Genomic DNA, 26776 nt, shown 5'->3' on the forward strand with positions numbered 1-26776 from the left:
AAATGGAAGGTATCCGCTTATGGTGGGTACCTTCTTTTTCATTTGTTGGGCACAATAGAACTTAGAGCCAACACTCCTCTTGTCGTGAAGCAACCAGAGAAGTACTCAATCCTGACAAGAGAAGCATCCTCATGTCATGAACGCATCAAAACGCTTGGTCTTCATGACAATATAGGTGTCCTCAAGTCATGAACGCATCAAAACGCTTGGTCTTCATGACAATATAGGTGTCCTCAAGTCATGAACGCATCAAAACGCTTGGTCTTCATGACAATATAGGTGTTCTCATGTCATGAATGCATCAAAAAGCGTGATCTTCGTGACAATATAGGTGTTCTCATGTCACGAAGACAACAAAAAGCTTTATCTTCCTGACAAGAGAAGCGTTCTCATGTCATGAACGCATTCAAAAATTTTATCTTCGTGACAAGAGAAGCGTTCTCATGTCATGAATACATTCAAAAATTTTATCTTCGTGACAAGAGAAGCGTTCTCATGTCATGAACGCATTCAAAAACTTTATCTTCGTGACAAGAGAGTCGTCCTCATGTCATGAACACATTCAAAAATTTTATCTTCGTGACAATATAGGCGTCCTCATGTCATGAACGCATTCAAAAACTTTATCTTCCTGACAAGAGATATCGCTCTTGTCAGGAATGCATCAAAAACTCCATCTTTCAGATAAGAGAGCGCATCGTCTAAATGAATGTTCAAGATCCTCAGCTCAAGTTCAGCTTTTTAATCCGTTACGAAACTAATCTTAGATTCACGTTCATATTCTAAAAAATCTCTCAGCGGATTTCCTCTAAGAAACTTTGTATAATTTCTCTTAAACCCCTAGCATAAACACTATATACTTGTATATAATGAAAGGTATGTTTATCTTAGTAATATAAAAGTTTTGCTAAATGAATCATTTATGGTAAAGTACTTAAATCAATTACAAATTTTATTATGAATATATAGTAAAGGGAGTGCGTGCAGTGTTAGGTAAATATAGCCAAGAAGAATTAAAGAAAAAGTCCATGCTTGAATTGGCGAGCATCATTTTAAAAGATGCAAAAAAAGCATTAAACTTCAATGAAATTTATGACCAAATAGCTGAAATCAAAGAATACACCCAAGAAGAGAAGGACGAGCGTGTTGCTCAGTTTTACACGGAGCTGAACGTGGATGGCAGTTTTATGACCATCGGTTCCAATATTTGGGGCTTGAAAGAGTGGTATCCGGTGGAGCAGGCAGATGAGCAAGTCACTTCTGTACCGAAGAAGCGTAAGAAGAAAAAAGGCGACGATGACTTGGATGACGATGACCTGGAATTCGATGAAGATCTAGACCTCGTTGAATTAGGCGAAGAGGAAGAAGAATTAGAAGAACTCGATGTCTACGATGAGGATGTCTTTGATGAGGATTTGGAAGATGATGAAGAGGAAGTCCTTGAAGTAGACTTGGATGTTGAAGACGAAGATGATGAGGAAAAAATCTAAGAAGGCTACTTGACTTTTTCTATCAGGATAAGTACAATTTTATTTGGGCTCCTTAATTGAGAAGAACAGGCGTTTTCCCAGAAAAAAATGGGAAGGCGCTTTTATTTTTTATAATAAAAATTATTTAAAGCGTCAGCTGGAGACACATGAATATTCATGTCCAGCTCCGCTTTTGAATTTTTTATACAGAGTCACCAAATCAAGTTATAAATGTTTGTCTTCGGGCAACATATGAATAGAATCTTTGGAAAGAAAGAGGGAAAGCAGTGACTAAATATATATTCGTTACAGGTGGAGTTGTTTCTTCATTAGGAAAAGGAATTACAGCTGCCTCACTTGGTCGTTTACTTAAGAACCGTGGGCTAAAGGTTACCATTCAAAAATTTGATCCTTATATTAACGTGGATCCTGGAACAATGAGTCCGTATCAGCATGGAGAGGTATTCGTCACGAATGATGGTGCTGAGACAGATTTGGACCTTGGTCACTATGAGCGTTTTATCGATATCAACCTGAACAAATACAGCAATATTACAACTGGAAAAGTGTATTCGACTGTCATTAAGAAAGAACGCCGCGGCGATTACAACGGTGGTACGGTCCAAGTCATTCCGCATATAACGAATGAAATCAAAGACCAAGTCTTCCGTGCAGGCAGTGCAACAGATGCGGATGTCGTCATTACCGAAATTGGCGGTACGGTCGGAGATATTGAGTCTCTTCCTTTCCTTGAAGCCATTCGTCAAATTAAAAATGAAGTAGGCAGAAACAGTGTCATGTATGTCCACTGTACATTGGTACCATACATTGCAGCTGCTGGCGAGTTGAAGACAAAACCGACACAGCACAGTGTGAAAGAATTGCGTTCGCTTGGAATTCAGCCAGATGTCATTGTGCTTCGTACAGAAGTAGATGTATCTAAAGAACAGAAAGAGAAAATTGCTTTATTCTGTGATATTGCAGAAGAAGCCGTAATTGAAATGCCGGATGCCGACACTTTATATCAAATTCCAATCTCCCTTCAAGAACAACATTTAGATCAGCTAGTTTGTGACCGTTTTGGTTTGGACTGCGAAGAAGCGGATATGGATGAATGGGTGCAGCTCGTTGAAAAAGTGCGCAATCTATCCAAAACGATTGAAATTGGTCTCGTTGGAAAATACGTGGAATTGCCAGATGCATACTTATCTGTCGTTGAATCATTAAAGCACGCTGGTTATGAATTTGATGCAGATATTAATGTGCATTGGATCAATTCGGAAACACTGACGAAAGAAGCGATTGAGGAAGAACTATCTCACGTCGACGGCATTATCGTTCCTGGTGGATTCGGTACACGTGGCATTGATGGTAAAATTGAGGCTATCCGCTATGCTAGAGAAAACAACATTCCGTTCTTTGGCATTTGTTTAGGAATGCAGCTTGCAACAGTGGAATTTGCCCGTAATGTTGTTGGATTGGAAAATGCCCATTCTGCAGAAATCGATCCAAACACGAAACATCCTGTAATTTCTCTGCTTCCTGATCAAGAGGATGTAGTGGATTTAGGTGGAACACTGCGTCTTGGAGCTTATCCATGTAAATTAGTGGAAGGCACTAAAGCAAGAGAAGCATATGAAGGAAAAGATATGATAGAAGAACGTCATCGCCACCGCTATGAATTTAATAATGAATACCGTGAACAGTTGGAAGAGAAAGGCTTTGTCATCTCAGGTCTTAGCCCGGATGGAAGATTAGTGGAAATTATTGAGCTGAAAGATCATCCTTGGTTTGTAGCTTGTCAATTCCACCCAGAATTTACTTCTCGACCAACTCGTGCCCAAAGTTTATTTAAAGGGTTCATTGGTGCTATTGCAAATGGAAAAAAGAGTTAATGTCCTAGGACATTAACTCTTTATTTTTACTCCATTTATAGACCAAAATATCTACAATTAAAATGTAAACTGAATAAAATGAAGGAATTTCATGACATGTATCGAACTTAGAGAATGGGGAGAATGATAAGAGGGGGACAAATTATGTTAAAGGATGTATTGGTAGTTGATGATCAACCGGGAATCCGCCTATTATTGACGGATATTTTAATGAATGAGGGCTATAATGTGACTACTGCCAGTAATGGTAAGGAGGCTATCGAAAAGCTTGTCGAGAAACATTTTGCTACCATCCTGCTGGATTATAAATTGCCGATTGTAGACGGTGTGGAAGTATTAAAAAAGATAGAGGAATTAAACCTCCGCATACCTGCAATAGTAATGAGTGGTCTAGTAGAAAAAATCGAAAATGAGCTGGAAAGTTTTCCAATTGTGAAAACCGTTTTAGCGAAACCTTTTGATATTCAGCAAATTCCTATTCTTGTAGAACAGTCTATTGATTCTCTTTAACCTGAAGAAACGTTGAAAGTTGTACAACTGTCGGAGCTTCATCCCATGAATATCTACTATATCCCTCAAACAAAGCTTACACCTTCCTCGAGGGAATAATAAAAGTCCAATATGCAACTACTTTAATCTGTTGCACCAAAGAGTTTGAGTTGGTATTCTTATAGTAACGTCTATTGGAATTTCAGCTCCGTGATATCTTTGGATGGCTCGTAGCTTCAAATAATATTCAATCGGACGGTTGTTACATACTTTAGAGGAGGAATTACCATGCCATTAGTTTCAATGAAGGAAATGCTGGAAACAGCCAAGGATAAAGGATATGCCGTTGGTCAGTTCAATATTAACAACCTTGAGTACTGCCAAGCGATTTTGCAAGCAGCTGAAGAAGAAAAATCTCCAGTAATCTTAGGTGTTTCAGAAGGTGCAGCAAAATATATGGGTGGTTTCAAAGTAGTTGTTGCGATGGTGAAAGCTCTTATGGATTCTTACGGTACAACGGTACCAGTAGCTATCCACTTGGATCATGGTACCAGCTTCAAGGCATGTGCAGAAGCAATTCATGCTGGTTTCACTTCCGTTATGATTGATGCATCTCACTCGCCAATTGAAGAAAATATTGCTACTACGAAGAAAGTGGTGGAACTAGCTCATATCCACGGTGTATCTGTAGAAGCAGAAGTAGGAACAGTTGGTGGAGAAGAGGACGGTATAGTCGGTGGTATTATGTATGCCGATCCAGATGAATGTAAACAGCTCGTTCAAGAAACGAATGTCGACTGCCTTGCACCTGCATTGGGTTCTGTTCATGGTCCATATCAAGGAGAACCGAACTTAGGCTTTAAAGAGATGGAAGAAATTTTAAATCTTGTTCAAGTCCCACTTGTACTTCACGGTGGTACAGGTATTCCATTGAAAGATATTCAAAAAGCAATTTCTCTAGGTACAGCAAAAATCAACGTAAATACAGAAAACCAAATGGCACAAACAAAAGCTGTTCGTGAAGTATTGGCTCAAAAACCGGATCTGTACGATCCACGTAAATATTTAGGACCTGGTACGGAAGCAATCAAAGAAACAGTAAAAGGAAAAATGCGTGAATTTGGTTCATCTCAACAAGCATAAATAAAGAAATAATCAAATGGAGGGACAACGATGAAATTTTTTATTGATACAGCGAACATAGACGACATCCGTGCAGCAAACGCATTAGGTATCTTAGATGGGGTTACGACAAACCCATCATTAGTGGCGAAAGAAGGCGTTTCTTTCCACGACCGTCTGCGTGAAATTACGGAAGAAGTTTCTGGTTCCGTAAGTGCGGAAGTTATTGCAGAAGATGCTGAAGGTATGATTGAAGAAGGAAAAGAATTAGCGGCAATTGCTCCAAACATTACAGTAAAAGTTCCGATGACTTTGGAAGGTTTGAAGGCAGTTAAAGCATTCAGCGATTTAAATATCAAAACGAATGTGACGCTTATTTTCAATGCAAACCAAGCACTTCTTGCAGCTCGTGCGGGCGCAACTTATGTTTCTCCATTCTTAGGCCGTCTCGATGACATTGGTCATAACGGGATGGAATTGATTTCAACAATTGCAGAGATATTCGATACACATGGAATTGCTACGGAAATCATTGCAGCATCTATCCGCCATCCGCTACATGTAACGGATGCAGCGCTTCACGGTGCGGATATTGCAACGATTCCTTACAATGTATTGGCTCAGTTAGTGAAACATCCATTAACGGATCAAGGTATCGAACGCTTCCTGCAAGACTGGGAAAATGCGAAACAATAGCATAAAAATTGGTTGACGTGTAAAACTAAGAAGTATAGAAATCTGCTCATTGGACAAGCTATCCCCTTTCCGTCACTGGAATGGAAAGGGGATGGGCGGATTTAAATAAATCCTCAGTAGGAGCGATTTGAGATATGCAAAAAATACTTATTGAAGGTGGCCATCCATTAAACGGAAAAGTACGAATCAGTGGTGCAAAGAATAGTGCAGTCGCACTACTCCCAGCCGCCATTTTAGCTGATTCTGCCGTTACGATTGAGGGATTGCCCAATATTTCTGATGTGGAAACATTAAGTGACCTGTTGGAAGAAATTGGCGGTACTGTTTCGAGACAAGACAATAATATTACCATTGATCCAGCGAACATGGTTGCGATGCCACTTCCAAATGGGAAAGTGAAAAAGCTCCGTGCCTCGTATTATTTCATGGGGGCCATGCTCGGAAAATTTGGTAAAGCTGTGATTGGTTTACCTGGAGGCTGTTTCTTAGGCCCTCGGCCTATTGACCAGCATATCAAGGGGTTCGAAGCGCTTGGTGCAACCGTTACGAACGAACAAGGTGCGATTTACCTTCGTGCGGAAGAATTGCGTGGCGCAAGAATTTACTTGGATGTGGTCAGTGTTGGAGCGACGATTAACATCATGCTCGCAGCAGTAAGGGCAAAAGGGAAAACCGTCATTGAAAATGCAGCCAAAGAACCTGAAATCATTGATGTTGCGACTTTGCTCAGTAATATGGGGGCAAAGATCAAAGGTGTTGGTACAGATGTCATTCGTATTGAAGGTGTCCCAAGCTTAGAAGGATGTACACATACGATTATCCCTGACCGAATTGAAGCAGGTACATACGCAATAGCAGCCGCAGCACAAGGGGAAGAAGTCATTATCGACAATGTCATCCCTCAACATATTGAATCGCTTATAGCAAAACTTCGGGAAATGGGTGTCACTGTTGAAGACGGTGACGAACAGTTGCTTATACGCCCAGGCAAAACATTTAAGAGTGTTGATATCAAAACATTGGTTTATCCTGGATTTCCCACTGATCTTCAGCAACCGTTTACATCTTTACTTACAAAAGCCGAACAAACTGGAGTCGTCACCGATACCATTTATTCAGCTCGTTTAAAACATATTGACGAACTTAGACGTATGAATGCTATAATTAAAGTCGAAGGTGGATCCGTCATTGTCTCTGGTCCATCCCAGCTGGAAGGCGCAAAAGTGAAAGCATCTGACTTGAGAGCTGGAGCAGCGCTAATTGTAGCTGGGTTAATGGCAAATGGAGTTACGGAAATCACCGGTGTAGACCATATAGATAGAGGCTATGAACAAATTACTGAAAAGCTGTCAGAACTTGGTGCGCGAATTTGGCGGGAAGAGATGACCGACGAAGAAATCATTCAGTTGCAGAATTCATAGTCCATGTTCTCTTTCTTTATCGATTTTCCTTTTGGGATGAGGATCATTTATGTATAGAGGAGAGGACGACAAATGGAAAGAAGTTTATCTATGGAGTTAGTTCGAGTGACAGAAGCAGCAGCCTTATCATCTGCCCGTTGGATGGGAAGAGGTCTTAAAAATGAGGCGGATGATGCTGCAACAACAGCGATGCGTAACGTATTCGACACCATCCCCATGGAGGGCGTTGTCGTCATTGGGGAAGGTGAGATGGACGAAGCACCGATGCTTTACATTGGAGAGGAACTCGGAACCGGAGACGGACCGGGTGTGGATGTAGCGGTCGATCCTCTAGAAGGCACATCGATCGTGGCACACGGCTCTTGGAACGCACTATCTGTTGTTGCGATTGCCGATAAAGGGAATCTGCTTCATGCACCAGATATGTATATGGAAAAGATTGCAGTCGGTCCAGCAGCTGTAGGGGCTATTGATATTAATGCGCCGGTCATCGATAACTTACAAGCTGTTGCCGAAGCAAAGAATAAAAAGGTTGAAGATCTTCTTGTGACGGTACTTGACCGCCCGCGTCATGCTCAGTTGATAGAAGAAATCCGTTCATCAGGTGCCCGGATTAAGTTGATTCCAGACGGCGATGTAGCAGCTGCCATCAACACAGCTTTTGACTGGACAGGTGTGGATATTTTATTAGGTAGTGGCGGTGCCCCGGAAGGTGTCATTGCTGCAGCCGCATTAAAATGTCTCGGTGGTGAAATTCAAGGAAAACTGTTGCCGAAGGATGCTGATGAACTCGCCCGTTGTAAAGAGATGGGAATTGATGATATTAATAAAGTGTTCCATATGGATGATTTCTGTAAAGGTGACGATGCGATTTTTGCCGCCACAGGAGTAACGGATGGCGAACTGTTGAAAGGTGTCCAATTCAAAGGTTCCAAAGCAACGACAGAAAGTGTGGTCATGCGGGCCAAAAGCGGCACGGTACGGTTCGTTCAAGGAGAACATAGTTTAATCAAGAAACCGAATTTAGTTATTGATAAATAGAGTGCTAGGAGGATAGGAAGCCATATGATGGGCTTCCTATCCTCATCATTTCCTCTAAAAAGAAAACTTCTTCTAATTAGACGAGATGATGTTGAATAAACGAATGTAAACGTGTAATATAATAGATGTTTACAATATACCAAACTTGGTTATTCTAGACACAATGGCAGAAAGCGCCCAGCGCTGGAGCTGATGTGATGTACTAGTAAAATATGACTTACCAGATTACACTTCCAATTCTACTTCCAATACTCTCTTCTTTTATTCTGGAAATACCAATCATTCTTAGAAGTGGATATAAAATTGTTTATTAAAGACAAAAGAATAGGCGTGATTAATTTATGGCAGAATTAACTATTTCAACATTAGAAACATTGACACTAAAGGAGCTATACGCTCTTGCAAAGGAATATAAAATTTCCTATTACGCAAAATTAACGAAAAAAGAACTTATTTTTGCTATTTTAAAAGGACAAGCAGAAAAAGATGGTTTCTTATTTATGGATGGGATTTTAGAAATTATACCGTCTGAAGGTTTTGGATTTTTGCGTCCAATTAACTACTCACCGAGTGCAGAAGATATTTATATCTCCGCATCACAAATTCGCAGGTTTGACCTCCGGAACGGTGACAAGGTTTCAGGAAAGGTGCGCCCACCTAAAGAAAACGAACGTTATTACGGCCTTCTTCATGTGGATGCAGTGAACAGCGAGGATCCGGACTCTTCAAAAGAAAGAGTACACTTCCCTGCATTGACGGCACTTTATCCAGACCGTTTTATGAAACTGGAAACAGAATCCAATCAATTATCAACAAGAATTATAGATTTGATGACACCGGTTGGATTTGGACAACGTGGCTTGATCGTTGCGCCACCAAAAGCCGGAAAAACGATGCTCATTAAAGAAATCGCAAATAGCATTTCAAAGAACCATCCAGAAGCAAAACTAATCATCCTATTAGTGGATGAACGCCCAGAAGAAGTTACGGATATTGAACGTTCTGTAGCACCGGATGTTGATGTCGTCAGCTCCACATTCGACGAAGTGCCGGAAAGTCATATCCGCGTATCAGAACTTGTATTGGAACGTGCGATGCGTTTAGTGGAACATAAGCGTGATGTAATTGTACTGATGGATAGTATCACAAGACTTGCCCGAGCATACAACCTTGTCATCCCGCCAAGCGGACGTACACTATCCGGAGGGATCGACCCCGCAGCATTCCACCGTCCAAAGCGATTCTTCGGAGCGGCACGTAATATTGAAGAAGGCGGAAGCTTCACAATCCTAGCAACTGCTCTTGTTGAAACAGGCTCCCGTATGGATGATGTGATTTATGAGGAATTTAAAGGAACCGGTAATATGGAGCTCCACCTCGACCGTAATCTAGCCAACCGCCGTATCTTCCCAGCGATTGACATTTTACGTTCAGGAACACGTAAAGAAGAGTTGTTAGTGGATAAAAATCATCTGGATAAAATCTGGACGATCCGCAGAACGATGCAAGATTCCAACGATTTCACAGAACGCTTCCTGAAAAAACTCAAAAACACGGCTACAAACGAAGACTTCTTTGCAGAAATCGATGAAGAGATGAAACGAAAAGGAATCAAAAGGTAAGAAAATATAATAAAGTGTAAAGGCATGTGAGAAATTGTACTTTTTCTTCGTGTCTTTTTTATTTCTTTGAGGAATTAGATGATTGTTTTCCCGGAGGAGGTGTTATGAGCTTCACTCGGTTGAATAAAGGGGCTTTAATCTCCCGAAGCAGATGAAATGCACTTCATTCAATCGAATAAGCTACGTTTTTTCCAGAGTTTAATGAAATTCATGACATTCCAAAAAAACTCTTTTATTACACGTATGAAAGCTTACAAAAATGGGGTAAACTCAATATAGAGCAGCGATTTAAAGAGAATACACAACCAAGATTTTACTATAAAAAACCATTGCAAATGGAACATGTTGCTGGTATAATTCTTTTATGTGAGTTTTGATAAGGTATTTTACTTAGACGGCTCTTACAATAACTCTGTTTTCACTAAAGGATTCAGGGCAAAAAGGAGTGGAAGGAAATGAAAAAGGATATTCATCCAGAATACCGTAAAGTAGTTTTTCTTGATACAAGTTCAGATTTCAAATTCTTGAGCGGCTCTACTAAAAGCTCAAACGAAACGATTGAATGGGAAGATGGCAACACTTACCCACTAATCAAAGTTGAAATCAGTTCTGACTCTCACCCATTCTACACTGGTAAGCAAAAAGCTGACCGCGTAGGTGGCCGAGTTGACCGATTCAAGAAGAAATATAATATGAACTAATAGGCTGAAGCTTTTGAAGCTAAGGCTAGTTTAATTAAAATGCGGAGGCGATGTTTAGTCATTGCTTCCATAAACAAAACAGACAGGCAAAATGACGAAAGCCAAATTGCCTGTCTTTTTGTTTGTATTGATTGATATGAGGTTGAAGCTTTATGACATAATCTTTAAAGCTTCGGCAAAAATAGATATAATCTTGCCTGATTAAGGGTTAAAATAGAACGAAAATTGGTATACACTAAGTACATATAGAAACTGAAACGGTAGAAATGGGGTATAACAAGATGTACATGATGAAGCAAAGCGGTTGGGTCGAAGTGATTTGTGGAAGTATGTTTTCAGGTAAATCAGAGGAACTGATCCGCCGTATTCGGCGTGCAACGTATGCAAAAATGTCGATAAGAGTGTTTAAACCAGCAATCGATAATCGCTATGATGATGAATCCGTTGTATCTCATAATGGTACTTCGGTTATGGCTAGACCGATTAAACGAGCGGAAGAAATCTTTGATAATATTGATGATTCAACTGAGGTTGTCGGTATTGATGAAATACAATTTTTTGAGGAAAACATTGTTGATATAGTCGAAGAATTAGCCAATCGTGGCATCCTTGTTATTGCAGCTGGTCTCGACACCGATTTTCGTGGTGAACCATTTGGACCGATGCCTCGCTTAATGGCATTAAGTGAGTCTGTGACAAAGCTGAATGCGATCTGCCCTGTTTGTGGTTCTCCAGCTACCCGAACGCAACGGTTGATAAATGGAAAGCCTGCATCCTATAACGATCCTGTCATACTTGTTGGAGCATCTGAATCATACGAACCGAGATGCAGACATCATCATGAAGTGCCCCATAGTCCAGCAAGCCAGTCCATAAAAAAATTGCTGAACGCTTCTAAATAACATTTTTTAATAAAATCAGTATAATGAATCGAAGAGAAAAATGATTCTGGCGCTTGCTGGAATCATTTTTTAATTATATAAGTATCTAAATAAAGTACAGGAACAAATGAAAAGTATATTTTGACCATCAGCATCGGGTATACTATAATTAGAATGTTAATGCACAAAAGCGGAAGCACCCGTTTAGCGACGTACAGACTGGACTGGGCTGCAGGAGATAAAGGAAACACGGTGAGGAACGAACCGATGTTGACTTATCGTACGGAGGTACAGAAAGTCCGATAATCGTTGGGTGCTGGAGCTGGACGTGGACATTCGGTCGTAAGTAAAGTTGATTTATGTTTTTAATGCAACTAAAAAGAGGTGTTCGTGATGTTAGAACGATTACAATCGTTGGAAGATCGTTATAATAAATTAAATGAAATGCTCAGTGATCCTGCTGTGGCAAGTGACCCAAATAAACTTCGTGAGTACGGAAAAGAACAGTCTGATTTACAGGATGTCGTTGAGGCTTACCGGGAGCATAAGGATTTGAGCGCGCAGCTTTCCGATGCGAAGGAAATGCTTGACGATGACTTGGATAGTGAAATGGAAGAAATGGTTAAAATGGAAATCAGTGAACTTCAGGAACAGCTTGAAGAACTGGATGAAAAGATAAAAGTTCTTCTGCTACCAAAAGACCCGAACGATGGAAAGAACGTTATTATGGAGATTCGTGGTGCAGCTGGTGGAGACGAAGCGGCCCTGTTTGCTGGTGACTTGTACCGGATGTATTCCCGCTATGCGGAGGATAGAGGCTGGAAGACGGAAGTGATGGAAGCGAACACGACCGGAGTCGGCGGCTATAAGGAAATCATTTTTATGATTAACGGTAAAGATGTGTATTCCCGCTTGAAATACGAAAACGGTGCTCACCGAGTACAGCGTGTTCCAGAAACAGAATCTGGAGGCAGAATCCATACATCAACTGCGACGGTTGCCGTGCTACCTGAAGCGGAAGAAGTTGAAATCGATATCCACGAAAAAGATATCCGTGTTGACACATTCGCATCCAGTGGACCTGGTGGGCAAAGTGTAAATACGACAATGTCTGCTGTTCGTCTTACCCACGAACCGACGGGAATTGTGGTTTCCATTCAAGATGAAAAATCACAAATTAAAAATAAAGAAAAAGCGATGAAAGTTCTTCGTGCGAGAGTTTACGATAAGTTCCAGCAGGAAGCTCAGGCGGAATACGATGAAAACCGTAAATCTGCTGTTGGAACGGGAGATCGTTCAGAACGTATCCGTACGTACAACTTCCCGCAAAACCGTGTAACCGATCACCGCATTGGACTTACAATCCAAAAGCTTGATCAAATTCTAGACGGAAAACTGGATGAATTCATCGACGCACTGATTCTAGAAGAACAAACTGAAAAACTAGAGCAAATTGGTGAATAATATGATGAAAAAACAATATGAAGTCCTGCGATGGGCTTCTGTTTTTTTAGAAGAAAACAATCGCGAATCGCGGGTTGCTGAACTGCTCCTCCAACATCATCTTGGTGTCACAAGGTCACAATTTTTCATGAACATGCAGGAACATATTCCTGTCGAAGTTTATGAAGCATTTAAAGCTGATATTGAAAAGCATGCAACTACCGGAATCCCTCTCCAGCATCTTACAGGTTATGAAGAATTTTATGGAAGAAGGTTTTCGGTAAATGAACATGTGCTGATTCCTCGACCGGAAACGGAAGAGCTTGTTCAACATGTGATACAAGCTGTGGATAAAGTTCCGAATCAAAATCTGCGGCTAGTTGATGTTGGAACAGGGAGTGGCGTGATAGCAATTACTTTGGCTTTGGAACTTCCGAATGTCGAGGTGTTAGCAACGGACATCTCCCCAGAAGCACTTCAAGTTGCAAAGGCTAACGCGGCCAGTTTGCAAGCAAATGTTACTTTCCATCAAGGTGATTTTTTAGAACCACTAAATTATCAACAGAAAACTGTGGATATCATTGTGTCTAACCCACCATATATTGCGGAAAGTGAAAGAGAAGAGCTTTCGGATACAGTTAAGTTATATGATCCAGATCTTGCACTTTTTGCTGAAGATGACGGACTGGCAGCTTACAAAAAGATAATTAAACAGGCTAAATCAGTGTTGAAAGAAGATGGGCTGATTGCTTTAGAGATTGGTTATACACAAGGTGAGGCTGTCAAAAAGCTTTTGCTGGACAGTTTTCCACAAAGTGAAGTAAAACTCATCCAAGATATCAATGGGAAAAACAGAATTATTATCGCAAAACTTTAAATTTATAAAGTGAGTTTCTGAATAAACGGAATAAGGAATTGGCGTGCTAGCAATACTCCACTTTAAAAAAGTTGGAGATATTACAAAACATCAATGCCTATTATTTTTTACTAGAATACTAGTTTAAATTTTCGATCCTCTGGCCATACTGTGGATAGTTCAGTAGTAAAGGGGTAGCGAAAATGAAAAAACTAGTATTTTTTGTTCTTATATTAATTATTTTGTTAATAAGTTATGCTGGTCTGAATACTCAAGCTACAGATGGGGAAATGGACTACCAAGTCATCCCGGATGAAGCGATACGACTTCGAATTCTTGCAAACAGTGACCAAGAATCCGATCAACAGTTGAAGCATATCGTGCGAGACCGGGTTAGTGAAGAGGTAAGTGAGTGGGTGGCACAGATAGACGATATCGAGGAAGCTCGTCAGCTTATCCAAGAGCGTCTTCCAGAAATAGAGCAAATTGTTGGCGATGTCATTGTTGAGGAAGGTGATAGTAACGAGTACAGCGTCGAGTATGGAAAAAATGTCACATTTCCAATGAAGCTTTATGGCGATTATCTCTATCCAGCTGGTGAATACGAGGCAATTTTGATTACACTAGGCGAAGGAAATGGTTCCAATTGGTGGTGTGTGCTCTTTCCGCCGCTCTGTTTCCTGGATTTTTCATTCGGTACAACCGTCGAGGCAAAAGATGCAGAAACGGAAAGTGAAGTAGAAATAGAAGAGGAAGAAGAGCAGGAGACAGAAGTAAAGTTTTTTCTATTTGAATGGCTAGGTTGGTCATAGAATTTCTGTTTCAATCATAGAATAGTTCAAAGTGATTCTTCCGTAAGAGCTAAGGCAAATAGAGTCACTTATAGATCGTTCCTCTGCACTTATATTTCATAAATAAACTAATCTTTTGAGGTGAATCGAATGAAAATAATGCCTGTTAAACAAGCAACCTACGAGCAGCTTGATAGTTTTCTCAGTAGAAATCAAAATATCGATAAGCAACTCCTCGTGGATAAAGGGTTTGTTGTAGATATTGATGGTCAAATTGAGGCGAGCTTTATACTTGATGAACTGGAGTCTGGTGGACTTTGGCTGAAGCAACTTTACATTACGCAGTCACATGCTGCGAAACTACCAGTATTGCTAGAAACTATTCTTCAAATTGCTAAACAGCAAAGGGCGAGTGCGGTATATGTCCACAGTCACCAACCGGTTGTGGATATCTTGTTGGAAGCTCTTGATTTCCGACAAGAGAAAAAGCAAATCAAAATTCCGCAAAACCCTTCAAGGGCAGGTAGTTGGTGGAGCTATGAGGTCTCCTGAACATGTGCTGATATTACTCACAATTATCTGTGAATAACTTGTTGATAAATATAGTATTTATATAAAAAAGCTGATTCCTCCCCCTTTTATTATATAGAAACCTGTGGATAATTTACCACAGGTTTTTTTGTGGAAAAGTCAATCACATTCCTAAATTGCACAAATACGGATAATCAACTAAACTGTAAACAGAGAAACGAGGGTTTATATGAAAACAAAACAATGGAATCTAATGAATGACAAAATAAATATTGAATCAGCGATCCAAGAGGCCGCTTTACTTCTCAAAAAAGGAGAAACCGTTGCCTTTCCAACCGAAACGGTTTATGGATTGGGAGCAGATGCGACTAATGCAGAAGCTGTCGCAAAAATATTCCAAGCGAAAGGTCGTCCACAAGATAATCCATTAATTGCTCATGTCGCAACTATGGAACAATTAAGAAAACTTTTGGATAAACTACCAGGCTATGTGGAAGATTTAATTTCTGCATACTCTCCTGGACCCTTGACGTATGTGCTTCCGAGCAATGGAACTTGCGCCCCCAATGTCACTGCCGGATTATCCACAGTTGCTGTGCGTATCCCGGATCATCCTATCGCACTTGAGCTGCTCACAGCATGTGATGTTCCGGTAGCTGCACCAAGTGCAAATCTTTCCGGTAAGCCAAGTCCTACAACGGCGGGCCACGTCGCGGAAGATCTGGATGGTAAAATTGCAGGTATCATCGATGGAGGACCTACCGGGGTAGGTGTAGAGTCCACGGTGATTGCTTGCCGTGAGGATGATGTCGTTATTCTCCGACCGGGCGGGGTTACGAAAGAACAGATTGAAAAATTTGTTCCCGTTGCCGAAACGTTTGAAAAAAATGTGGATAAGCCTACCGCCCCAGGAATGAAATATAAACATTATTCTCCAGAAGTTCCACTTTGGCTTGTGGATGGGGATATTTCGAGAATTCAAGGTGTTATTGATGAGGAAAAGTCAAAAGGAAAGACGGTTGCTTTACTTGCTCGTGATGAAGTGCTAGAACAAGTTAGGGCAGATATTAGGCTAAGTCTTGGATCCAGCCTGGAAGACGTCGCCAATAAGCTTTACGATAATTTAAGAAAAGTGAAAGAGACGGACGCAGATGTCATCATTTCTGAAGTTTTTCCGGATTCGGGAATCGGACAAGCGGTTATGAATCGATTGAGAAAAGCAATGACCACGTACATTGACTAACTTCCAGCATATCCCAAAGGGAGCTTGCATATAGTGTATAAGCATGTCCAAGGGGGGATGAATGCTGGAGAATTCAATCGGCGAATTGCTCGTACTCATTTTCATGGCTCAAGCATTGGCACTCGACGCCTTTTCCGTATGTTTAGGCCTCGGAATGCAGCAGTTAAGGCTCAAACGAATTTTGTGGATAAGTTTAATCATTGGTGCCTTTCATATCATCATGCCGTTTATCGGAATCCTGTTAGGAAAAATGGCATCGGCACCATTTGAAAGTTATGCACAACTCATTAGCAGCATGCTGCTAATTTTCATAGGAGCCCAAATGTTTTTCAGTGCGTTCACCGAAGAAAAGAAAATGCTTATTCAACCAATTGGAATCGGGTTACTCATTCTTGCCTTTACGGTAAGTATGGACAGCTTTACAGTTGGATTCGGCCTCGGACTCGCAGGGGTAAAAGTGGTACTTGCCCTCATATTATTTGGCCTTTCAAGCGCATTTCTATCAGGTCTCGCACTACTGATTGGGCGCCACGTCCAAGGGGTTTTAGGTAGATATAGTGAACTGCTTGGTGGAAGCATCCTTGTCGGCTTTGGTTTATATGTGCTTTTTGCTTGAAGAGATCCTTCATGATTGGAGGGTCTTTTCTTTTTTATTGGATGTTTCATATGCTAAATTAACGTGTGATTTTGATTTCGTTCGTTCATTCATGCTCTAAACGCCTGAAAGGAAAAATGATTCGTGTATTCGGTCGCTCATCTACGCTCTAAACGCCCGAAAGGAAATCTAATTCGTGTATTCGGTCGCTCATCTATGCTCTAACCGCCCGAAAGGAAGACTGATTCGTATATTCGGTCGCTCATCTATGCTCTAACCGCCCGAAAGGAAGTCTGATTCTTGTATTCGGTCGCTCATCTATGCTCTAACCGCCCGAGAGGAAGTCTGATTCGTATATTCGGTCGCTCATCCATGCTCTATACGCCCGAAAGAAAATCTAATTCGTGAATCCGCTCACTCATCTATGCTCTAACCGCCGGAAAGGAAGTCTAATTCGTGAATTCGGTCACTCATCTATGCTCTAAACGCCGGAAAGGAAGTCTAATTCGTGAATTCGGTCACTCATCTATGATCTAAATGCCTGAAAGGAAAACTAATTCGTGTATTCAGTCGCTCATCCTCGCTTTAATCACCCTAAAGCAAGCAGAATTTTCAAATCCAGTAGTTTACTAGCGCCACCCGGACTACCTCAAAATTCCTATCCAAAATAGTACAAAACCACCCATTTTTCCCGCATAATCTCTTCCCTAAATCCTCTATCCGACTCGATAAGAATATGATATATTTATAGTAGATGTATGATTTTTTCTAATATGTTTACGGGTGGAACGTATTCCCGTTTTTAATAATGGAGGTTTGTTGATGAACATTTTATTTGTTTGTACTGGTAATACTTGTCGAAGTCCGATGGCTGAGGCGTTGCTGCGCGACAAATCTCCGCAAATCAATGTGAAATCGGCAGGTGTTTTTGCGGCGGATGGTGCGCCGGCAAGTCCTCAAGCACTACAAGCTTTAGATGAAGAGAACATTACGTTGAATCACCAAGCACAAAAAGTGACAGGAGAACTGCTGGATTGGTCTAGTCTTGTGTTAACGATGACTACCCAACATAAACAGTTACTGATCATGGAGCATCCTGATCACCAGGAAAAAATCTATACGCTTAAAGAATATATTTCAACCTCGAGTGAAAAAGAAATTCAGCAGTTACAGCTTCAAATCGAAAATAAACGTCGCAAGTTCATTGCAGAAAATCCAGAACTTACAAGCGAAGAGCTTGAACAAAAGTTGGATGAACTTGTAAGTGAAGAAGTGGATAAGCTCCAACAATTGGAAGCAGCAAGTTATAATTATGATATTTCCGATCCATATGGGGGTGACTTAGACCTATACCGTGCTACAAGAATCGAATTAGAACAACAAATTGAAAGGCTTATTGATAAGCTCGATGCAACTAAGGAGGATTAAGGCTTCATGGAGAGGAAATATTCATTCAGCATCAGGAAAAAGCTCGTTTTATTCACTACTCTATTAGCAATAATTACTTATGGCACTTCCTTTGTCTTTATTTTTTTCTTATATGATTTTTTCCAAGAATACATACCTTTTAGTCTTGAATGGTTTACCATCATAACCTTTGTCTTAGGAATTATGTGGTCAGGAATTCTTGCCTATTTCTTTGCGAGCTTTATTACAAAATCAATTGAGAATCTCGAAAAAGTTGCAAATATCGCTGCAGAGGGTAATCTAAATCAAACAGTGGAAATTCCAAAAACGAATGATGAAATACGTGGATTGGCGATATCCTTTAACGCGATGCTTACGAATTTGAATGATATCGTGAAAAATATCGATGATAATTTTGATAAAACGAATGAAGCTGTTATCCAGATGAAACAGGCATCAAGCACAGCCTTTTCCCATTCGCAGCTAATTGGTAGTTCCATTAGTGAAATTTCACAAGGAGCGGAGAATTCTTCGGAGGCTATTCAAAATACAGCAGAATCTGTTGAAATTGCTTCTGACCTTGCGATGAAAGTTCAGGACCGGGCGGCAGAGTCGAAAAATAAATCAGACCAAATGCTCGACACACTGAATATGACAAAGCAGGTGGTGAGTACGCTTGTGGAAGGGATCGACCGTATCGCCAAGGACCAGCAGCAGTCATTAACCAATGTGGATAACTTGAAACAAAATGCGTTTCAAGTTGAATCGATTATCACGATGGTCGGAGAAATTGCGGAACAAACGAATTTGTTAGCGTTGAATGCATCCATTGAAGCGGCAAGGGCGGGTGAGCATGGGCAAGGATTTGCCGTTGTGGCGGAAGAAATCCGGAAGCTTGCCGATCAAAGTGCCCAAGCAGTTCAGCAAATATCGGGGCTTATTGGCGCCATCCAAGATGATGTGAAAAACGTTGTGGAAAATATAAATCAGAATGTTGTTTTTGCAAATAAAGAAGCGGAAAATGGGCAAAAAACTAATACAACCTTTGAAGAAATGTCCAATTCCGTCATGGAAGTCGCATCAGAAATTGAAACGATTTCCACGCTTGTAGATAAGCAGTTAGAGTCGATTCAAGATACGAGCCGTGAATCTCAAGAAGTCGCAGCAATTGCTGAGGAAACATCAGCTGGTGCTGAAGAAGTGAACGCCGCTATTCAAGAACAGGTGGCCAGTATCGAAGAAGTGGATCGCTTGGCTGCTGATATTGAAGAACATGCGATGCGCTTGAAGAAACAAATTAACCAATTCCAACTTTAGTGGAAAGGATGAAAGATATGAAGGTTTTAATTACAGGTGATCACGCAGGAATGACCCTTCGCAATGAAGTAGCGAATTTATTGGAAGAGATGGGAATTGAGTACGAGGACGCAGGTGCAAGCTGTACAACATCTGTCGATTATCCGGACTATGCTTTACCAGCAGCTGAACGGATTGCAAGTGGTGAATTTGACCGCGGAATCTTCATTTGTGGAACAGGAATCGGCATGTCGATTGCTGCCAACAAAGTAAAAGGAATCCGCGCAGCTTTAGTGCACGACATGTTCAGTGCCCGTGCTACAAGACAGCATAATAACTCAAATGTACTTGCCATGGGAGAACGAGTCATCGGACCAAGCCTGGGCAGAGAAATCGCCAAAATCTGGCTCGAAACCGAATTCGAAGGCGACCGCCACAGCCGCCGAATTGAAAAAATCCATTCCTATGAAGACAAATAAGTAGTATAGTAGATACAAAAGCTGAAGAGGGCGTTTAGGGACGTTCAAACTGGAGTACGGTGCAAGGAGATAAAGGAAACATGCCCCTTTAGGGGGTATCCGACGTTGGGCTTTAGCCCGGTTTTAGTCGGGCATCCTTAGACTTGGAGCTGATGTTGACTTATCGACTGAAAGCGTACGAAGTTTGAGCAGTCCCTGCCCTCTGAAGCTAGCCGCAACAAAAGCGAAAGCGGCCGTTTAGGGACGGCCGAACTGGAATGCGGTGCAGGAAGATAAAGGAAACACGGCGAGGTACGAGCCGATGTTGACTTATCGACCGGAGGCGCATGAAGTTCGGGCAGTCCCTGGCCGCTGTAGCTAGCCGCAACAAAGCGAAAGCGGCCGTTTAGGGACAAAAGTAAATACCAANAGCCGAACTGGAATGCGGTGCAGGAAGATAAAGGAAACACAGCGAGGTACGAGCCGATGTTGACTTATCGACCGGAGGCGCATGAAGTTCGGGCAGTCCCTGGCCGCTGTAGCTAGCCGCAACAAAGCGAAAGCGGCCGTTTAGGGACAAAAGTAAATACCAACACTCCCGAACGGTCTTACAATATTGGAGGTGAACCGATAATGCAAGAACAAATAAAACAAGATCTCCAAGATATCGTTGATGAATGGCTTACGACAGACTACTTACGGAAAGGACAACTATTTGTCATTGGTTGCTCAACAAGTGAAGTAGCTGGTAAGAAAATTGGTACAGCAGGTACTGAAGAGATTGCCGAACTGATTTATGATGAAATGAACCGTCTGAAAGAAGAAACGGGAACCCATCTTGCTTTTCAGTGCTGTGAGCACCTTAACCGTGCACTTGTAGTGGAGCGGGAAGTAATGGAGGCATTTGATTTAGATGAAGTGACTGTCGTTCCGGTGCGAGAAGCAGGTGGCTCGATGGCAGCTTATGCTTATAAACATATGAAGGATCCAGTCGTTGTTGAGTCTGTGCGTTCACGCGCGCATGCTGGCATTGATATTGGTGAGACGATGATTGGAATGCATTTGAAACAAGTCGCTGTTCCACTTCGTTTTAGCAAAAAATATATTGGGGAAGCAAGAATTGGTTTAGCGCGTACCAGACCAAAATTAATTGGTGGAGAACGTGCCAAATACAATAGTTAGTTGGTAGAGAACAATTTGTTCTTTTTACTATAAAATTTACTACATTATATATTACATGCAAGGGGGACTGTACAATGGAGCAAGTAGTAAAGCAAGCCGCAGTAAGAGAAGCGGATCCAGAAGTTTTTGCAGCAATGGAGAATGAAAGAAAGCGTCAGCAGGATAATATCGAACTGATCGCTTCTGAGAACTTTGTATCTGAAGCTGTTATGGAAGCGATGGGTTCGGTTTTAACGAATAAATATGCGGAAGGTTATCCAGGTAAACGGTATTACGGTGGGTGTGAATTTGTTGATGTAGTGGAAAATTTGGCACGTGATCGAGTGAAGGAATTATTCGGGGCGGAACATGCAAACGTTCAGCCACACTCTGGAGCGCAAGCGAATATGGCGGTATACTCAACCGTTTTACAGCCAGGCGACACAGTACTAGGAATGAACCTAAGTCACGGTGGTCACCTTACACATGGTAGCCCAGTGAACTTCAGTGGAAAATTATACAACTTTGAAGAATACGGTGTTGATGAAGAAACAGAGCAACTAGATTACGATGCAATTTTAGCTAAAGCGAAAGAAGTTAAACCGAAGCTGATTGTTGCTGGTGCTAGTGCTTATTCTCGTACCATTGATTTTGCGAAGTTCCGTGAAATCGCTGATGAAGTAGATGCATACCTCATGGTTGATATGGCGCACATTGCAGGACTTGTAGCAGCTGGTTTGCATCCTAATCCAGTACCATACGCAGACTTTGTGACGACAACGACTCATAAAACACTACGTGGTCCACGTGGTGGTGTCATTCTTACAAGACAGGAATTTGCGAAAAAAGTGGATAGTTCAGTTTTCCCTGGCATGCAAGGTGGTCCATTAATGCATGTGATTGCAGCAAAAGCTGTTGCATTTAAAGAGGCACTTTCCGATGACTTTAAAGAATACTCGAAACAAGTTGTTAAAAACGCAGCTGTCCTTGCTGAAGAATTATCAAACGCAGGAGTGCGCATCGTTTCAGGTGGAACGGACAACCACCTTCTGCTTCTAGATGTGAAAACACTAGGCTTTACTGGAAAAGATGCTGAAAAAGTATTGGATGATATCCTAATCACAACAAATAAAAACACAATTCCATTTGATACTGAGAGTCCGTTTGTGACAAGTGGTGTTCGAATTGGAACGGCAGCAGTCACTTCACGTGGCTTCAAAGAGGCGGAAATCAAAGAAGTTGCTGATATTATTGCAACAGCTCTTAAAAACCACGAAAATCAAGAAGTTCTTGATGACTTGAAAGCGCGCGTACTAAACTTGACGGAACGCTTCCCGCTATATAATAACTAATTAACATGACCCGTTTAGAGCAATCTAAGCGGGTTTTTCTTTTTGGTAGGGTGTATTTGCAAGTGGCACTCATTATAACCGCTATAATACCTCGAATGGAAATATTGCACGAGCGTTGGAGTCGTTATAAGCCTTATAAAGACCCGAATAGAAGTTTTACAAGAGTGTTCGAGTCCTTATAAGCTCTCTAAAGACCTGAATGGAAATTTTGCAAGAGTGCTCGAGTCCTTATAAGCCCTATAAAGACCTGAATGGAATTTTTGCACGATCCTTCGAGTCTTTATAAGCGCTATAAAGTCCCGAATGGAATTTTTGCACGATCCTTCGAGTCCTTATAAGTGCCAATAAAGTCCCGAATTGGAGTTTTGCACAAGCCTTCGAGTCTTTATAAGCGCTATAAAGTCCCGAATGGAATTTTTGCACGATCCTTCGAGTCCTTATAAGTGCTATAAAGTCCCGAATTGGAGTTTTGCACAAGCCTTCGAGTCCTTATAAGCCCTATAAAGCCCCGAATTGGAGTTTTGCACGATGCTTCGAGTCCTTATAATCGCTTTAAAGCCCCGAAGTGGAGTTTTGCACGATGCTTCGAGTCCTTATAAGCCCTATAAAGCCCCGAACTGGAGTTTTGCACGAGTGTTCGAGTCCTTATAAGCACTATAAAGTCCCGAATGGAAATTTTACATGATCGTTCGAGTCCTTATTACTACCATAAAGACATGAATCAGAATTTTTCTGTATCGCTCGTGCATTTACAAGCGCTAAAAGTACATGAATGGAAGAAACTCATCTCAAATCAGCCCTCACAATCTATTAAACTCTCAGAAATGCTGAAGCAATATCCCATGATTTCCACCATGAAAGCTTTTCGATAAAATGTGACATAATATGCCCAATCAAGCTTGAATAACTTGTCGTTTTTCTGTACAATCTTAGAGATATGAAAATTTGAAGGAGTGATCTACATTGAGTAAAGTATTCGTATTGGATCATCCGTTAATTCAGCATAAATTAACGCGTATTCGTGATAAAAACACTGGAACAAAAGAGTTCCGCGAGTTAGTTGATGAAGTTGCGATGCTGATGGCTTTTGAAATTACAAGAGATCTTCCTGTAACGGAAGTTGAAACGGAAACACCAGTAACAACGGCTAAAACAAAAGAACTTTCCGGTAAGAAAATTGGTCTTATTCCAATTCTTCGTGCAGGACTAGGAATGGTGGATGGAGTCCGTAAATTGATTCCTGCAGCCAAAGTCGGGCACGTTGGACTATATCGTGATCCGGAAACATTGAAACCTGTGGAATATTACATTAAGCTTCCTTCTGATATTTCTGAGCGTGAATTGATTGTCATCGACCCGATGCTTGCAACAGGAGGTTCAGCAAATGATGCAATCCATTCCCTGAAAAAGCGTGGAGCAAAACATGTGAAACTCATGTGTCTAATTGCTGCGCCAGAGGGTGTGGAAGTCATTAAAGAAGAACATCCTGATGTGGATATTTACCTCGCTGCAATCGATGAGAAGTTAGATGAGAATGGTTATATCGTTCCAGGTCTTGGTGATGCTGGAGACCGTTTATTCGGTACAAAATAATAGTGAAAATGATGGGACTTGTAATCTTTTTAAAGGATTACAAGTCTTTTTTATACATAGAATTCCTCGTTTAATCAAAACTAAGCAGAGTAAGAAAAAGAGGAGCAACGTATATGAAGCGAATCATATTTTTTCTGTTCATTTTCCTCCTGTTTTATTCCAATGTGTATGCTTCCGAACTTGAAACAGTAATCATTGAAGTAGAAGGAAATGTCGACGAGCACGAGGAGTATATTGAAAAAAATCATCCATTTGTCGAAGTTGTCGCTACCTATTCCACTCTTTTTAACGGACTGGCCATTCAAGGCAAGGCGGAACACTTGAAGCGGATGCACACGGTTGATTTTATTAAAGGGGTCCATCATGTCCAAGATTATCAAACGTTGCCTGCAGGAACTTCAGAAGAAACAAAAATCCAATCTGCTCCCATCACAAGTGATGTGACTGGTAAAAATATAAAAGTTGCGGTGATTGACACGGGAGTGGATTATAACCATCCAGATTTAAAAGAAAATTTTAAAGGCGGCCAGGATTTGGTTGATTTTGATGAGGACCCAATGGAGACACTGCCTGAAGAGGGGATGCCGACGAATCATGGAACGCATGTCGCAGGAATCATCGCTGCGAATGGTGAAATGCAAGGAATTGCACCGGATGCGTCGCTCTATGCTTATCGTGCTCTCGGACCTGGGGGATTTGGTTCGACCGTCCATGTCCTTGCAGCTCTTGAACAAGCCGTGCAGGATAAAGTGGATATTATTAATCTGTCCCTTGGTAATAGTGTGAACGGTCCTGATTACCCGACGAGTGTCGCGGTTAACAAAGCGGTTGAACTTGGTATCCCGGTTGTCATAGCCAATGGTAATAGTGGGCCAGATCCATGGACGGTCGGAAGTCCGGCAACTGCCGCGGATGCCCTGTCTGTTGGGGCGGTTCAAGCGCCTACAAGTGTGCCGTATCTTTACCATGAAGGAGAAAGGAAAGCCATCCAGATTGCAACGATGCAAGGTGCAACATCCTGGGATCTTACAAAGGATTATAAAATAGTCCAAGGTGATAAGGCCGAAGAGTTGAACGGAAAAATTGCTCTATTTCAGCGTGATGTGACGACTTTTCGTGATTACGCACTTGAAGCACAGAGAAAAGGAGCGGTTGCCGTCCTCATCTATAATAATGAACCTGGTCCGTTATATGGTGGTATCGAAAACAATGATGGAGCAATTAAGATTCCTGTTGCAGGAATTTCAGAGGAAGATGGGGAGTGGCTCCTTAACAAAAGCGAGGAATATATCGCAACGAATCATCAACAATTGGACACAACAATTGCCGACTTCAGTTCCCGCGGACCTGTCACGGTTAACTGGGAAATTAAACCGGATATCACTGCCCCTGGGACCGCAATAAAAAGTACCGTTCCTGGTGGCTATGAAAGCTTCAATGGTACGAGCATGGCAGCCCCTTATGTCACGGGTGCCATTGCGCTGCTAAAAGAAGCCTATCCAAGCTGGGATGTAGAAAAAATATATAGTGCACTTCAAACGACGGCAGAACCATTGCGTACAGAAGCTGGCGAATTTCATACTCCGTCTACCCAAGGGCACGGGCTCATCCAGCCTGAACAAGCATTAAATACTCGTACTGTCATCTATGATGGAACGTTGGAAGCTGGAAAAATTACGGAGCGGCATGAAGAAAAGCAATTTAACGTAACAATTGAAAACCTATCAGATGAAACGCAGGAGTTCACTTTCGAGTATCCAAAGCAGCAATCCGGTATTCAATGGCAGCTCCCACTATCGTTTACCGTTGAACCAAAGGAGAAACATGAGCTGAAAGTCCAGTTGAAGGTGAGCAGTTCACGGTTGCCTGATGGTGTGCATGAAGGCTTTTTGACCTTGAAGGAGAAAAAAGAAAACAAAACATATCATTTACCATACCTATTTGTTAATCAGTCAGCAGACCAACCCAAAATCGCTGGCATTGAATTCGACCTTAAACCATTCTCTGAAGACACTTATAGCTATAACCTTTATGCAACGGAAGAACTGAAATCAGTCGCGATTGATTTATACGATCCGGATATCTTGACATATCGTGGAAATTTAATTGAAATAGAAGAGCCGACAATCGGTACAAATGAAGGGGAGATCCCCCGATACAAGCTGACCCCGGGTAATTATATCGGAAGGTTGATTGTCATCAGTGCAGATGGAGAAGTGCAAATTGGTGAAATGCCGATTACGATTGAATAGTGAAGTCGGGTCAATGGATATATTTTTCTATTGGTCCCGGCTTCCAAATTTAAACCCCGAGTAAACATCCTCATTATTCAGTATCTAGCTCTATTACACTAAGTGAAACCTCTATCCATTCCCTTTTTCCCACTTTCCAAAATTGTCAAAACCCGTTCACAAAAACGTCATATTTACAACGATATATTTCCTATATAATGAGTGTTGTACGCCTTGAATTTCCCGGCATTTTTTTACCGTAAAGTAGCTAAAAAATTTTGCTCGAAAACCGTTGAATTTATCCAAGGCTTCTAATTGACAATGCATGTGCCATTAAGGTAAACTTACCTAGTGTGAGTATGGGTTTTTTCAGAAAAAATGTTAGAAATTAGTCGGAGTTTGTTAAAAACTACACATATAGGGAATAATATCCTGTTGACACTTTCTGCAGACTCACATCATACATAGTAAAAGTCGCCGAT

24 protein-coding genes are annotated in these 26776 nt (G+C 41.4%); all 24 read left to right on the forward strand.

Annotated elements, in window-relative coordinates; translation table 11 throughout:
- Nucleotides 1–986: 986 nt before the first annotated feature.
- The gene (gene rpoE / locus ACFSBH_RS01640) at nt 987–1490 is read left to right on the forward strand and encodes a DNA-directed RNA polymerase subunit delta (protein ID WP_251515750.1); all 504 of its coding nucleotides are present in this window, start codon (nt 987–989) and stop codon (nt 1488–1490) included.
- 266 nt (nt 1491–1756) lie between these two features.
- Complete coding sequence (locus ACFSBH_RS01645) at nt 1757–3364, forward strand: CTP synthase (RefSeq protein WP_251515752.1); 1608 nt, start codon at nt 1757–1759, stop codon at nt 3362–3364.
- A 144-nt stretch (nt 3365–3508) separates the two neighbouring features.
- Complete coding sequence (locus ACFSBH_RS01650) at nt 3509–3874, forward strand: response regulator (protein WP_251515754.1); 366 nt, start codon at nt 3509–3511, stop codon at nt 3872–3874.
- 267 nt (nt 3875–4141) lie between these two features.
- Complete coding sequence (gene fba / locus ACFSBH_RS01655; RefSeq protein WP_251515756.1) at nt 4142–4996, forward strand: class II fructose-1,6-bisphosphate aldolase; 855 nt, start codon at nt 4142–4144, stop codon at nt 4994–4996.
- A 30-nt stretch (nt 4997–5026) separates the two neighbouring features.
- Nucleotides 5027–5671, forward strand: coding sequence for a fructose-6-phosphate aldolase (gene fsa / locus ACFSBH_RS01660; protein ID WP_379595715.1), 645 nt, complete (start codon nt 5027–5029; stop codon nt 5669–5671).
- A gap of 134 nt (nt 5672–5805) precedes the next feature.
- Nucleotides 5806–7092, forward strand: a complete 1287-nt coding sequence (locus ACFSBH_RS01665; protein WP_251515760.1) for a UDP-N-acetylglucosamine 1-carboxyvinyltransferase — start codon at nt 5806–5808, stop codon at nt 7090–7092.
- Between the two features lie 72 nt (nt 7093–7164).
- Nucleotides 7165–8133: a class II fructose-bisphosphatase gene (gene glpX / locus ACFSBH_RS01670; RefSeq protein ID WP_251515761.1), complete on the forward strand. Its 969-nt coding sequence runs from the start codon at nt 7165–7167 to the stop codon at nt 8131–8133.
- Nucleotides 8134–8474: 341 nt separating this feature from the next.
- Complete coding sequence (gene rho / locus ACFSBH_RS01675; protein ID WP_379595718.1) at nt 8475–9755, forward strand: transcription termination factor Rho; 1281 nt, start codon at nt 8475–8477, stop codon at nt 9753–9755.
- A 455-nt stretch (nt 9756–10210) separates the two neighbouring features.
- Nucleotides 10211–10456 carry a type B 50S ribosomal protein L31 gene (locus ACFSBH_RS01680; RefSeq protein ID WP_251515763.1) on the forward strand — a complete coding sequence of 82 codons (246 nt, stop codon included), beginning with the start codon at nt 10211–10213 and terminating at the stop codon, nt 10454–10456.
- A gap of 281 nt (nt 10457–10737) precedes the next feature.
- Nucleotides 10738–11358, forward strand: coding sequence for a thymidine kinase (locus ACFSBH_RS01685; protein ID WP_251515764.1), 621 nt, complete (start codon nt 10738–10740; stop codon nt 11356–11358).
- A gap of 153 nt (nt 11359–11511) precedes the next feature.
- Nucleotides 11512–11643, forward strand: coding sequence for a hypothetical protein (locus ACFSBH_RS01690; protein WP_379595720.1), 132 nt, complete (start codon nt 11512–11514; stop codon nt 11641–11643).
- 87 nt (nt 11644–11730) lie between these two features.
- Nucleotides 11731–12801 carry a peptide chain release factor 1 gene (prfA, locus tag ACFSBH_RS01695; RefSeq protein WP_251515765.1) on the forward strand — a complete coding sequence of 357 codons (1071 nt, stop codon included), beginning with the start codon at nt 11731–11733 and terminating at the stop codon, nt 12799–12801.
- A 4-nt stretch (nt 12802–12805) separates the two neighbouring features.
- Nucleotides 12806–13657: a peptide chain release factor N(5)-glutamine methyltransferase gene (gene prmC, locus ACFSBH_RS01700; protein ID WP_379595723.1), complete on the forward strand. Its 852-nt coding sequence runs from the start codon at nt 12806–12808 to the stop codon at nt 13655–13657.
- Between the two features lie 182 nt (nt 13658–13839).
- A complete protein-coding gene (gene spoIIR, locus ACFSBH_RS01705) occupies nt 13840–14448 on the forward strand; it encodes a stage II sporulation protein R (RefSeq protein ID WP_251515768.1) in 609 nt (202 codons plus the stop codon).
- Nucleotides 14449–14577: 129 nt separating this feature from the next.
- Nucleotides 14578–14979, forward strand: coding sequence for a GNAT family N-acetyltransferase (locus tag ACFSBH_RS01710; protein ID WP_251515769.1), 402 nt, complete (start codon nt 14578–14580; stop codon nt 14977–14979).
- A 208-nt stretch (nt 14980–15187) separates the two neighbouring features.
- On the forward strand, nt 15188–16201 hold the full coding sequence (locus ACFSBH_RS01715) for an L-threonylcarbamoyladenylate synthase (protein WP_379595725.1): 1014 nt from the start codon (nt 15188–15190) through the stop codon (nt 16199–16201).
- 61 nt (nt 16202–16262) lie between these two features.
- Complete coding sequence (locus tag ACFSBH_RS01720) at nt 16263–16817, forward strand: manganese efflux pump MntP (protein WP_251515771.1); 555 nt, start codon at nt 16263–16265, stop codon at nt 16815–16817.
- Nucleotides 16818–17618: 801 nt separating this feature from the next.
- Complete coding sequence (locus ACFSBH_RS01725; RefSeq protein ID WP_285853808.1) at nt 17619–18224, forward strand: arsenate reductase/protein-tyrosine-phosphatase family protein; 606 nt, start codon at nt 17619–17621, stop codon at nt 18222–18224.
- 6 nt (nt 18225–18230) lie between these two features.
- On the forward strand, nt 18231–19520 hold the full coding sequence (locus ACFSBH_RS01730) for a methyl-accepting chemotaxis protein (protein WP_251515772.1): 1290 nt from the start codon (nt 18231–18233) through the stop codon (nt 19518–19520).
- A gap of 17 nt (nt 19521–19537) precedes the next feature.
- Nucleotides 19538–19978, forward strand: a complete 441-nt coding sequence (rpiB, locus tag ACFSBH_RS01735) for a ribose 5-phosphate isomerase B (RefSeq protein ID WP_251515773.1) — start codon at nt 19538–19540, stop codon at nt 19976–19978.
- Nucleotides 19979–20590: 612 nt separating this feature from the next.
- Nucleotides 20591–21139, forward strand: a complete 549-nt coding sequence (locus ACFSBH_RS01740; protein ID WP_251515774.1) for a TIGR01440 family protein — start codon at nt 20591–20593, stop codon at nt 21137–21139.
- A gap of 74 nt (nt 21140–21213) precedes the next feature.
- Nucleotides 21214–22470 (forward strand): serine hydroxymethyltransferase, encoded by a 1257-nt coding sequence (locus ACFSBH_RS01745; protein WP_379595729.1) that lies wholly within the window; start codon nt 21214–21216, stop codon nt 22468–22470.
- Nucleotides 22471–23433: 963 nt separating this feature from the next.
- Complete coding sequence (gene upp, locus ACFSBH_RS01750) at nt 23434–24063, forward strand: uracil phosphoribosyltransferase (RefSeq protein WP_251516150.1); 630 nt, start codon at nt 23434–23436, stop codon at nt 24061–24063.
- 113 nt (nt 24064–24176) lie between these two features.
- A complete protein-coding gene (locus ACFSBH_RS01755; RefSeq protein WP_379595731.1) occupies nt 24177–26315 on the forward strand; it encodes a S8 family serine peptidase in 2139 nt (712 codons plus the stop codon).
- The last annotated feature ends 461 nt before the right edge of the window (nt 26316–26776 follow it).

The sequence above is a fragment of the Oceanobacillus luteolus genome (assembly GCF_042678205.1).
Lineage (GTDB): Bacteria > Bacillota > Bacilli > Bacillales > Amphibacillaceae > Oceanobacillus > Oceanobacillus luteolus.